10 protein-coding genes and 2 rRNA genes are annotated in these 12,557 nt (G+C 40.3%); 1 reads left to right on the forward strand and 11 read right to left on the reverse strand.

The window, feature by feature from the left end; all coding sequences use genetic code 11:
• Positions 1-3 precede the first annotated feature (3 nt).
• From murD to rrf (BLR53_RS17295), 10 genes are all read right to left on the reverse strand, one after another.
• Complete coding sequence (gene murD, locus BLR53_RS17250; RefSeq protein WP_074591468.1) at positions 4-1,347, reverse strand: UDP-N-acetylmuramoyl-L-alanine--D-glutamate ligase; 1,344 nt, start codon at positions 1,345-1,347, stop codon at positions 4-6.
• Positions 1,347-2,594: a phospho-N-acetylmuramoyl-pentapeptide-transferase gene (mraY, locus tag BLR53_RS17255; protein WP_037440588.1), complete on the reverse strand. Its 1,248-nt coding sequence runs from the start codon at positions 2,592-2,594 to the stop codon at positions 1,347-1,349. The genes murD and mraY overlap by 1 nt, the downstream gene beginning before the upstream one ends.
• A complete protein-coding gene (locus BLR53_RS17260) occupies positions 2,594-4,051 on the reverse strand; it encodes a UDP-N-acetylmuramoyl-L-alanyl-D-glutamate--2,6-diaminopimelate ligase (protein WP_037440590.1) in 1,458 nt (485 codons plus the stop codon). Before BLR53_RS17260 ends, mraY begins: the two co-directional genes overlap by 1 nt.
• Complete coding sequence (locus BLR53_RS17265) at positions 4,052-6,151, reverse strand: penicillin-binding protein (protein ID WP_074591470.1); 2,100 nt, start codon at positions 6,149-6,151, stop codon at positions 4,052-4,054.
• Positions 6,141-6,563: an FtsL-like putative cell division protein gene (locus BLR53_RS17270; protein ID WP_037440594.1), complete on the reverse strand. Its 423-nt coding sequence runs from the start codon at positions 6,561-6,563 to the stop codon at positions 6,141-6,143. The genes BLR53_RS17265 and BLR53_RS17270 overlap by 11 nt, the downstream gene beginning before the upstream one ends.
• Positions 6,560-7,465: a 16S rRNA (cytosine(1402)-N(4))-methyltransferase RsmH gene (rsmH, locus tag BLR53_RS17275; protein WP_037440596.1), complete on the reverse strand. Its 906-nt coding sequence runs from the start codon at positions 7,463-7,465 to the stop codon at positions 6,560-6,562. Before rsmH ends, BLR53_RS17270 begins: the two co-directional genes overlap by 4 nt.
• The gene (gene mraZ, locus BLR53_RS17280; RefSeq protein WP_037440598.1) at positions 7,455-7,922 is read right to left on the reverse strand and encodes a division/cell wall cluster transcriptional repressor MraZ; all 468 of its coding nucleotides are present in this window, start codon (positions 7,920-7,922) and stop codon (positions 7,455-7,457) included. Before mraZ ends, rsmH begins: the two co-directional genes overlap by 11 nt.
• A 180-nt stretch (positions 7,923-8,102) precedes the next feature.
• Entirely contained in the window at positions 8,103-9,296 is a 1,194-nt protein-coding gene (locus BLR53_RS17285; RefSeq protein ID WP_037440601.1) for a phosphoglycerate kinase, read from the reverse strand.
• A gap of 209 nt (positions 9,297-9,505) precedes the next feature.
• Positions 9,506-10,507: a type I glyceraldehyde-3-phosphate dehydrogenase gene (gene gap / locus BLR53_RS17290; protein ID WP_037440603.1), complete on the reverse strand. Its 1,002-nt coding sequence runs from the start codon at positions 10,505-10,507 to the stop codon at positions 9,506-9,508.
• Between the two features lie 167 nt (positions 10,508-10,674).
• Positions 10,675-10,786: ribosomal RNA gene (gene rrf / locus BLR53_RS17295) — 5S ribosomal RNA — on the reverse strand.
• A 206-nt stretch (positions 10,787-10,992) separates the two neighbouring features.
• Between rrf (BLR53_RS17295) and BLR53_RS17300 the strand changes: the two genes are divergently transcribed.
• Entirely contained in the window at positions 10,993-12,225 is a 1,233-nt protein-coding gene (locus BLR53_RS17300; protein ID WP_176763557.1) for an aspartyl protease family protein, read from the forward strand.
• A gap of 84 nt (positions 12,226-12,309) precedes the next feature.
• Here the strand turns inward: BLR53_RS17300 and rrf (BLR53_RS17305) are convergent.
• Positions 12,310-12,421: ribosomal RNA gene (gene rrf, locus BLR53_RS17305) — 5S ribosomal RNA — on the reverse strand.
• Positions 12,422-12,557 lie beyond the last annotated feature (136 nt).

Raw genomic sequence — 12,557 nt, forward strand, 5'->3', positions numbered from 1 at the left:
TATCTATAATTCTTTTACAGCAACCTTAAATTGGTTGCCCCGATCCTCATAATTTTGGAATAAATCAAAGCTGGCGCAAGCAGGAGAAAGCAACACGGTATTTCCCTTTTTCGCCAGGTGATAAGCTACCTGAACTGCTTCATATGCAGAGTGTGTATTTACTATAATTTCTACATCGTCCTCAAAAGCTTCATGAATTCTTTTATTGTTTTTACCCAGGCAGACGATCGCTCTTACCTTCTGTTTAACCAGATCTTTCAGCATATTATAATCATTACCTTTATCCACGCCACCCATAATCAGGATCACATCTGTATTTACACTCTCTAGTGCGTACCAGGTAGAATTCACGTTAGTTGCCTTTGAGTCATTGATATAATCCACCCCGGATATCCTGGCTACATGCTCAAGCCTATGCTCAATGTTCTTCATATCCCCCATACTTTCCCGGATCATATCGTTACGGATCTCCAGAACGTTAGCTACGATACCCGAAGCCATACTGTTATAGATATTGTGTTTTCCCTGTAGGGCTAACTCTGAAATTGACATAGTAAGTGGGTCTTTAGATTGAAGATTGAATACGATCTGGCTGCCCTCCAGATAAGCCCCGTTTTCTACTTCATGCTGGATAGAAAAAGGACATTTGATGGCTTTGATAGCTGTTAGCTGCATTGCTTTCAGTGTCTCTTCGTCATCGTCACAGTATATAAAATAATCAACGCTACTCTGATTATTAGTAATTTTCATTTTAGATGCCGCATAATTGGCCAATTTATAGTCATACCTATCCAGATGATCAGGTGTGATATTTAGCAAAACTGCGATATCAGCCCTAAAATCATACATATCATCAAGCATAAAACTTGATATCTCCAGAACAAACCAATCAAAATTACCGGTTGCCACCTGCGCAGCGAAGCTAAAACCAATATTGCCTGCCAGCCCGACGTTAATACCTGCATTCTTTAGAATATGGTATACTAGTGAAGTTGTAGTAGTCTTACCATTAGAACCAGTAATACAGATCGTTTTAGCCGAAGTATAACGGCTCGCAAATTCAATCTCTGAGATTATAGGGATACCAATTTCACGCAGAGCCTGTACAACCGGTGCTTTTTCAGGAATACCGGGGCTTTTGATAACTTCGTCAGCATTCAGAATTAACCCATCCGTATGGCCAGCCTCTTCATATCGAATACCCAGATCTTCAAGGTGTTGTTTATATTGACCCGCAATAGTACCAAAATCAGATACAAAGACATCAAAACCTTCTTTCTGAGCGAGCATTGCTGCACCTACACCACTTTCTCCCGCTCCAAGAATCACAATTCTTTTCTTTTCCATTAGCGTAGTTTTAAAGTGATAATAGTAATAATAGCCAGCAGAATACTGATAATCCAGAACCGGGTTACAATCTTCGCCTCATGATATCCTTTCTTTTGATAATGGTGATGCAGCGGTGACATCAGAAAAACTCTTCTCCCCTCGCCAAAGCGTTTCTTTGTATACTTAAAATAAGAAACCTGAATCATTACCGACATCAGCTCAATTACGAAAACACCGCACAGAATAGGAATCAATAGTTCCTTTCTGATCATAATCGCTAGCGCGGCGATGATACCGCCAATAGCAAGACTTCCGGTATCTCCCATAAAGACCTGGGCAGGGTAAGAATTGTACCAAAGGAAACCAACACAGGCACCAACAAAAGCACCCGCAAAAATCATCAGCTCCCCGGAATTGGGGATATAAATAATATTGAGGTAATCGGCGATCACCGTATTACCTGATACATACGCCAGCAATCCAAGTGTTATTCCGATAATAGCAGAGGTACCGGTTGCAAGTCCATCTATTCCGTCCGTTATATTAGCCCCATTAGAAACTGCGGTAACAATAAAAACCACAAAAAGTATAAAAATAAAGACAGCATACTTTTCGTAACCTGGCCCGATAAACTTGAGCACCTTAGCATAATCAAATTCATTATTCTTATAAAAAGGAATATTGGTGATAGTTGACTTCACATCCTGTGTATAATAAAACTTCTCTCCCTTCTGACGCAATACCATAGGCGTTGCATTCTTTGTCGCACCTGACTCATCAACAGTCTGTCTTACAACAATATTCGGGTTAAAGTACATTGTCCAACCGATAATCAGCGCTAAACCAACCTGCCCTACGATTTTAAACCTTCCGGCCAGTCCTTCCTTATTTTTCTTAAATACTTTAATATAATCATCAACGAACCCAACAGCTCCCATCCATACCGTAGTGACGATCATGAGTAATACATAAACATTTGTAAGATTAGCCAGCAATAAGGTAGGGATCAGAATTCCCAGTAAGATCATAATACCCCCCATTGTTGGCGTACCTTGCTTTTGCATTTGTCCTTCCAGGCCCAAATTTCTTACAGTTTCTCCTACTTGCTTTTTATGCAGATAATTAATAATTCTCCTGCCATATACTGTAGTAATAATCAAAGAGATGATGATAGCCAGGGAAGTTCTGAACGTGATATACTGGAATAACCTCAGTCCGGGAAATTCGTAATGTGCACTTAAATATTCAAACAGGTGATACAACATTAGCCTATCAGATTTAATTGTTCCCTTAATACTTCTTTATCATCAAAATGATGTTTTACACCATTAACTTCCTGATATTTCTCATGCCCTTTTCCTGCGATAAGAATAATATCTCCAGGGTTGGCAAGGTGGCAGGCGGTCTTGATAGCTTCTCTTCTATCTGCTATAATTAATGTTTTACGCAGATTGGAAGGAGATACGCCAGCCTCCATATCTTTTAAAATCGCGAGGGGATCCTCTGTTCTGGGGTTGTCCGATGTGAGAATGACTTTATCACTCCAGTCACAGGCCACCTGAGCCATAACAGGTCTTTTACCTTTGTCACGATCTCCGCCACATCCAATTACAGTGATAACCTGTTCATTCCCTTTGCGGATGTCATGGATAGTCGTTAATACATTCTGAACAGCATCGGGCGTATGTGCATAATCTACAATACCTGTAATATGTGCCTGATTAGGTACATCTTCGAAACGGCCTTCTGCACCATTCAGATTACTTAGAAGTGTGAGCACTTCGAGTTTGTCCTGCCCAAGTAGTAAAGCCGTTCCGTATACTGCCAATAAATTGTAAGCATTAAAGGAACCGACCAGTTTAAAAAACACATCTGTGAGGTCAACTTCCAGATGGAGCCCACTAAATCTATTCTCCACAATTCGCGCATGAAAATCTGCTATTTGTTTTAAAGCATAGGTTTTCTTTTGCGCCTTTGTATTTTGCAGCATAACGTGCCCGTTTTTATCGTCGGCATTGGTTAATGCAAAGGCATTTTTAGGAAGCATATCAAAAAATGCTTTTTTTGCCTTGATATAATTATCGAATGTGTGGTGGAAATCTAAATGATCATGTGTAATATTTGAAAACACACCACCTTTAAATTCCAGTCCGGCTATTCTATGCTGCACAACAGCATGCGAACTGACCTCCATAAAGCAGTAACTGCAGCCAGCGTCAACCATCTTACGTAGTAACTCGTTCAACACCAATGGATCTGGAGTTGTATGTGTCGACGGAATAATCTGTTCATCTATCTGATTCTGCACCGTAGAAATCAGTCCAGTGTGGTAGCCCAATGCCTGAAACAGGTTAAATAATATCGTCGCAATCGTCGTTTTACCATTTGTGCCGGTTATTCCGACTAATTTTAACGCGGACGATGGATTCCCATAATAATTAGCAGCCATTTGGCCTAAAGCCTCAGCAGTGCTTTCAACTTGTATGTAAGTAACTTCCTGCTGTAAATCAGCAGGCATTCTTTCGCAGACGATTACTGCTGCCCCTGCGGCTAAAACCTGGTCAATATAAAGATGACCATCAGTATGTGTACCGGAAACAGCGAAAAAGATATCACCTTTCCCAACTTTTCTGGAGTCAAAATTCAGCGCAGAAACTTCCCTGCCGGTATTACCTGCGAGGTTCTGAATACTAACGCCATATAATATATCCTGCAAATGCATCTATTTCAATTCTAATTGTACCATCAATCCATTACCGATTTTCATTCCGGAAGGAATTGACTGACTATAAACCTTACCACTTCCCTTTACCTGTGTTTTTAATCCGGCATTACCCAACAGGTATAAGGCATCTTTTAAACCCATACCCTTAACGTTTGGCATCATCCCTTTAACCGAACTATATTCTTCGTAAACAATGCCATTACTGGTGTCCACTGTATTAAAGTAAGCTGACTTTGCAGCATATAATGTTTTTATACCTAACGCATTATATACGTTTTTCACTGCCTTACTTTGTCCTGCCTTAGCTTCAGGACTTTTTGTATTCCCTACAAGACGGTCTGTTACATTATTATACATCTGTATATCACTTGCATAAATACGATCTGCGATTTCTTTGAAAACCGGACCGGCGACAGTGGCACCATAATACCCATTTTTAGGACCATTGATAGACACCATAATCGCATATTTCGGTTTGTCTGCCGGAAAATAACCGCAGAACGATGCCTGATAACTTCGTTTAGCTTTATAACCTTTATTACCATCCGCGACTTGCGCAGTTCCTGTCTTACCAGCGACACGGTAGAAAGGAGATCCCATTAACCTTCCTGTTCCTTGCGTAACTACCGACTCCAGCATCTCCTGTAATTTTTTAACCGTCTTGGGTGAAGCAACCTGTTCACTGATTACCCTGGCATGGAACTGTTCAATCGGATTACCGAGTCTTCTGATCTCTTTCACAAAGATCGGCGCGATATATTTCCCATCATTAGCTATAGCATTATAAAATGCAAGAATCTGGAGTGGGGTAATCTGCATTTCGTAACCATAAGCCATTTGGGCTAAAGAAAGTCCGCTCCAGGATTTAAACGACGGATTTTTAATTACCGGTTTAGTTTCACCTGGAATCTGCAGACCAAGACGCTCATTCATATGAATTTTATACAAATGGTCTGTAAACTGCCTTGGGTTATCTTTATAATTTGTGTAAACCAATTTTGCAATAGCTGTATTTGCCGATTGCTCAAATGCTTTTTTCACGGTTACCGTTCCTATCCCACCATGCGAATCCCTGATGGTATGTCTGAAAACTTTGTATTCCCCGTTTCCAGTTTCCACCATTGAATTTGTATCGACCTTATTATCTTCAAGCAATGCCATATAAGATGCGAGTTTGAAAGTAGATCCCGGATCCTGGCTGCCGCCAATAGCGTAATTGAACTTTTCCTTGTAAACCCCTTCACTCTCCCTTGTATAATTTGCAACCGCTCTTACTTCTCCGGTCTGAACTTCCATCAAAATCACAGTACCATGATCAGCGTTACTTGCGATAAGTTGTTTTTCCAATGCACTTTGCGCCAGATCCTGCATATTAATATCAATTGTAGATATAATATCAGCACCCTCTTTTGGTGCGATTTCAGCCTCGTCATTTACAGGCATCCAAACCCCTCCTGCAATTCTTTGTACCAACCGCTTACCGCTTTCTCCGTTAATATAGGAGCCATACGCACCTTCAAGACCAACACCGTTGTCTACGTTAACATTTTTATAACCAATAGTCCTTGCCGCCAAAGATTTAAATGGCAAAATTCTTTTGTTCTGCTGAATAGCGATTAAGCCACCGCTGTATTTCCCAATATTATATAATGGGAAAGACCTGATCATTTTCAGGTCCTGATAATTTATCTTACGTTTCAGCAGCATGTACCTTGCACTATCTGCGCGCGCAGTCCGGAGCTGCCTTGAATACTCTTTCGCTGTTTTATCGCCAAAGAATTCTGACAACTTCATTGCCAGACTATCTACTTTACTATAGAACACTTTGTTTTCTACAATCCCACCAGCGTACAAATCCATCCGAAGCTCATACTCCGGAACTGAGGTTGCCAGCAAACTCCCGTCATTAGAGTAAATATTTCCACGCGCAGCCTCTACATTGATATACTTTGTAGAGAGGCTATCGGCCATGGCACGCCATTTATTCCCCTCTACAAATTGTACATCGCCTAATCTGACTAATACCGCCACGGCAAGCAGTACAATCATTCCGAAGGCCAGATAAACACGTAATAATATATTAGCTCTAATGTTCATTACTACTGATAATAATTTTTTTAGGAGGTTCAACTAACTCCTTTATTCCAAGTGTATCAACTTTTTTTGCTACTTCTGTAAGTTTGCTTTTGAACATAAGATCTGCTTTAAGCGACTTATATTCCCAACTTAGCTCTTTAACCTCTTTGTTTAACTTATCAATGTCCCTGATATTCTTAACTGCCATATGACTGTTTGCGATATATAGCATAGTCAGCAACGATAAAAAAATCAAGAACGGAAGTAAAGCAGTAGCCGACTCTTTAGTTACCACGCCATCCAGAAAAAGCTTTTTAAAGAAAATTCCTGCTGCTTCCGGTTCCTTCTCCTTTTTAGGTTTTTTGATCCGGATTACAGGCTCCTGTAACTCGTCATCTTCTTCTTCTAAGTCTTCCCGGAACTGGTTGCTCATAATTTCTCTCCAATTCTTAATTTGGCACTTCTGGAACGGCTGTTTCTAATCAGCTCCTCCCCTTCAGCTATAACGGCTTTACGGGTAATTGCTTTAAAAGGTTTCTCTTCGTTTCCAAAGAAATCCTTATCTGCTTCACCTCTGAACTTTCCTTTATTAATATAATTTTTCACAGGCCGGTCTTCCAGACTATGATAAGACATAACGACTAATCGCCCTCCTGTCTTCAATACCTCAGCACTCTGCGCTAAAAAATTCTCAAGGACCTCTATTTCTGCATTCACCTCTATTCTGAGTGCTTGAAATACCTGAGCCATATATTTATTTTCTTTTCCTTTTGGGATATGCGCTGCCGCTGCTGTTTTAAAATCAGCAAGGGTTAATAGCGGCTGGCCGGCACGGAAAGTCACAACTGCCCTGGCTAGTGATTTAGCATTTTTCACCTCTCCGTAAATACCGAAAATTTTATGCAGCTGATCTTCCGCGTAAGTATTCAGAACATCTGCTGCTGTCAGTTTGCGCTGCTTATCCATCCGCATATCAAGTGTCGATTCAAAACGCGTAGAGAAGCCTCTCTCCGGCTCATTGAACTGATGAGAAGAAACACCCAGATCGGCGAGAATTCCATCAACTTGACGATACCCCAATAAACGAAGGTTATTTTTTAGAAATGCAAAATTCTGATCAACGAATAGAAACCTCGGATCATCAATTTTATTACGCTGAGCATCAGGATCCTGATCAAATGCAATTAAGACACCATCTTTACCAAGCTTACTTAGAATTTCCCGGGAATGTCCCCCACCGCCAAAAGTAACATCTACATATACGCCATCAGGTTTGATATTCAAACCGTCTATACATTCCTGTAAAAGAACCGGTACATGATAATTATTTTCCATCTTCCCCCCTATTTTTATTACCCATCACTTCTTCCGCCAGATTAGCAAAATCTTCCGGCTCATAATCAAGCAGATTATCGTAAGCATCTTTAGACCATAACTCAATTTTATCAAACTGACAGGCCAGAACTACTTCAGATTCAATACCAGCAAATTCCATCAAAGATTTAGGAAGATTAACTCTCCCGGACGCATCCAGTGTCAATTCAGTTGCACCGCGAGTAAAAAACCGGACAAATTCACGATTCTTTTTCTCATATTGATTCAACTTACTTAACTCTTCAACGATTCCTTCCCAGACTTTTTTAGGGTAAATGACCAAATGTTTCTCAAAACCTCTGTTCACTACAAGTCCCTCTTGCTCAACGTTTGGCAATTGCTTTTTCAGATTTGAAGGGACCATAAGCCGTCCTTTTGCATCTAGTTTACAATCAAATTCTCCTAGTAGCTGAACCATTCTGATATCTGCACTTTTTATGTAGTGTAAAAATAGACACTTATACCACTTTTTACCACAATCTACCACAAAAAAGTTTTCAACATCGAAGAAGCTGTGTTTTAAGCCTTTTGAGACGCAAAAAGCCGCTTAAACAAGCGGCTTTAAGGTGGGAGAATCTCCCAAAATGAAGAATTATTTTTAGTTATTAATCGCTTTAACTCCTGGGAGTTCCTTGCCTTCCATATATTCCAGCAACGCACCACCACCGGTAGAAACATAGCTCACTTCATCTTCCATATTAAATTTTGCAATGGCAGCAGCAGAATCTCCGCCACCGATCAGAGAAAATGCACCATTTTCCTTAGTAGCAGTTACAACTGCCTCAGCTACAGCACGCGTACCTATTTCGAAGTTCTCCATTTCGAAAACACCCATAGGTCCGTTCCAAAGTAAAGTTTTAGACCCTTTAATAATACCAGCAAATAATTCTGCGGTTTCAGGACCAATATCCAATCCCATCCAGTCAGCCGGAATATTTCCTGCCTGAACGGCTTTTTTATCTGCATCATTAGCAAAACGGTCGGCAACAACTGTATCAACTGGTAAAACAAGGTTAACGCCTTTTGCCTTTGCTTTTTCTAATAATTCAAGACAAAGTTCCATACGATCTGCTTCCAATAATGAAGTGCCGATTTCACCGCCCTGAGCTTTAGAGAAGGTATAAGCCATACCACCTCCGATAATCAGATTATCTACTTTATCAAGGAGACTTTCAATTAAGAGGATCTTGTCAGATACTTTTGCTCCTCCCATAATAGCGGTAAATGGACGCTCCGCATGGTGGTTAATCTTTTCAGCATTCGTTAGTTCTTCAGCCATCAGGTATCCGAAGTATTTTTCCTGAGGGAAAAACTCTGCAATAATTGATGTAGAGGCATGCGCACGGTGTGCAGTCCCAAAAGCATCATTCACATATACATCACCTAACCGGGCCAGCTTCTCAGCAAAGGCACGGTCACCTTTTTCTTCTTCAGGGTAAAAACGCAGATTCTCCAATAACAAAACTTGTCCCGGCTCTAAATTCTTTGCTTGTTTAACCGCGTCATCACCAATACAATCAGCTGAAAATTTCACTTCCAGATCCAGCATTCTAGATAAATCACCTAAGATGTGTTTCAATGAATATTTATTCTCCGGCCCGCCTTTAGGGCGTCCTAGGTGAGACATTAATATTACCGCACCACCGTCGTTTAAAATTTTAGTGATCGTTGGTAATGCTGCTCGCATACGTTTGTCGTCCGTAATATTAAAGTCTTTATCCAAAGGCACATTAAAATCCACGCGGATTAGCGCTTTTTTATCTTTAAAATCGCATTGGTCAATTGTTCTCATTCGTATTAATTTTTATTTATGGTTAAGGTAGCCCAATAGCAGACGCTATCAGAACAGCAAATACATATTATTGTGGAACAGCTTGCGCTGAAAACCACTTGCTTCGTTCAGGTACTACACCAAATATAAGCAGCTCTTGAATATTTTAGTTCATCTAATGCAAAATTTATAAGTTGTCCGTAGTTACTGTCACCCGGCAATTCCGACACTTAAACCTCTTTATCCTTTAAGTTTTGGATTTTAAGTACCAGATCAGCTAACCTGGCACTATAGCCCGATTCATTGTCATACCAACCAACAACTTTAACAAGATCTCCGACTATTGATGTTAACTGCGCATCGAATATACAAGAATGCGGATTATCTAATATATCAACAGAGACGATAGGGTCTTCTGTATACTCTAATATATCTTTCATGCTTTCATTGGATGCATGACGAAATGCTGCGTTGATTTCTTCAATTGTCGCAGGTCTCTTTAAGATGCATGTAAAATCAGTCAAAGATCCATTCAAAACAGGCACTCTGATTCCCGCCCCGCCAAGTTTCCCTTCCAAATGCGGAAAGATACTCGTAATTGCTTTTGCGGCGCCAGTAGTCGTGGGAATAATTGAAGCTGATGCCGCCCTTGCGCGACGCAGATCTTTATGCGGAGCATCATGTAAACTCTGGTCACCCGTCATCGAATGTATAGTGGTAATATACCCATCGAGTATACCCCAGTTATCATCGAGAATACGCACCATAGGGGCAACATTATTAGTCGTGCAGGAGGCGTTGGATATCAAAGGTGCAGTGAGATCAATATCTTTATCATTTACACCCATTACATACATAGGTATGTCCTTATCGGCAGGCGCAGAAATTAAGACCTGCCCTGCACCCGCTTCCAGGTGTTTACCTGCGGTTACGCGCGAGGTAAATTTACCCGTGCATTCTATTACAAGGTCAATACCTAATTCTGCCCAGGGCAAATTCAAAGGATCAGTTTCCCTGAATACCTGGATTTTCTTTCCATTTATAATCAAGGCATCACTTGTATGTTCCACGGTTCCTTTAAATCCGCGGTGCACTGTATCATATTTAAATAAATGAGCGAGTGTGGCAGGATCTGTAAGATCATTAACAGCCACTATATTGATGTTTTTTTCCAGTGCGGCACGTAGAAATGTACGACCGATCCTGCCAAATCCATTAATTGCTAAAATCATTCTAATTTTGTCTTGTGCCACAAAACTAATTATAATCTTGTGTTATAAAGGTCATATTATACTGATTCTAAAGTCGAATGAAATAGAAACTGAATGCCAGGCGATTAGATTTCCAAAAAGGCTAAAATAAAGAAAGCCCATACAATTTGTACGGGCTTTCATTTAAGATCTGGCATCGACTTACTCTCCCACGTGTTACCGCAGTACCATCAGCTCTGGCGGGCTTAACTTCTCTGTTCGGAATGGGAAGAGGTGGACACCGCCGATATAGACACCTGAATATTTTGAAACAGCTAATTAAGCGGCTGTTAAATTGTCTCTATTGGATGGTACAAACATACGAAAAATTACGTGTTTACGAGTCGGAATAATATATAATTGTTAAGCAGTTGATAACCTAATAATTACGTATATTAATACACCAATATAAACACCATATTATTTAAACGGGGGCTAAAACGGCCGCAATAATGATGATAGAATTCATGAGAATTAGACTATATCATATTATCATCGCTTCCGTGTATCTGATACTGGCTAATCCCAGATTATCTGCCGCACAGGTATTTACTTTTGAGGGCAACACAACCCATCAGACCATTAGTTTTAAACAGGTCAAAAATCTGGTGGTCATTCCCGTAATCATTAACGGGCAGGGCCCCTATAATTTCCTACTCGACACCGGAGTCGGGCAAATGATTATTACTGACACCGCATTACTTAAATACGTAGATGTCAGCCAACACAAACCTGTACAAATACAAGGCTATGGAATCGGGGAAGGTATCTCTGCATATATGACGAGAAATATCACTGCAAAAGTAGGCAAAGCGACAATTTCCGCTATCCCTACCGCAATATTCAAAGACGACCTTTTCGACCTCTCCGGTTACCTGGGACTTAAAATACACGGGGTTCTTGGCTACTACTTCTTCAATAGCTTTGTAGTTAGAATAAACTATAAAAGTAACAGACTAACTTTTTATACACCAGGTTCGAAGTTCAAGTATAAAGGGAGACCATATCCTATGCGAATTGTTAAAGCTAAGCCTTATATATTAGCCACTGTTCAAACGGGCGAAAATGAAACAGATTCTGTAAGACTTCTCGTAGACAATGGCTCAAGTCATCCACTTCTGCTGGAGTCATTGCATAAAGGAATTTTCCCGCTTCCTGACAAACATATACCAGCAAATTTGGGTGTTGGAATTAATGGGGTTATTAACGGGGTTATGGGCAGAATAAATTCACTACGAATTGGTAACGATAATTTCAAAGATGTCCTAACGGGTTTTCCAGAATTTAATCCAAAAAGAACTGAAATGGAGGGGATTGACAGAAATGGTACCTTAGGTGCAGAAATCCTCAGGCATTATCTGGTGACCTTTGATTATACCAATAATAAGATATACCTGAAACCCAGTGAAAGGCTGAACACAAAATTCGACCATGATATGTCCGGCATTGAGATTTACACAGTGTCAGATGTGAATACAGTCTTTTACGTTGGAAGGATAGAACCAGGATCACCTGCAGATATTGCTGGCATACAAACCAACGATCAGTTATTGAGCGTAGACCTGAAGTCAGTAAATGCTTATACATTAAGTGATCTTGCGGAGCTATTGAAATCGTCTGACGGGAAACAGGTGCTCATTGAAATTGACAGAAATAAACAGAGGCTAATCTTTTTGATAAGACTAAAACGACGCATCTGAAGAACTGTAGTATGAATATGCTTCAGCAGAAAAAACCTGATAAACAAGAAAAGCCTGTAGTTTTCACTACAGGCTTTCTTTAAGATTTGGCACCGACCTACTCTCCCACGTGTTACCGCAGTACCATCGGCTCTGGTGGGCTTAACTTCTCTGTTCGGAATGGGAAGAGGTGGACACCACCGATATAGGCACCTAAATGTTTTTAATGTTAGTACAGCTAACAATCATAGATTAATTCGCTGCATAAACAATGACATATTATTGAAAGAAGTTAGTATGAAGAACAAACAACAGTATTCTACTTTTGAAAGCTTCGGATGATTAGTATTACT

Source organism: Pedobacter antarcticus, from assembly GCF_900103515.1.
In the GTDB taxonomy this organism is placed as follows: Bacteria; Bacteroidota; Bacteroidia; order Sphingobacteriales; family Sphingobacteriaceae; genus Pedobacter; species Pedobacter antarcticus.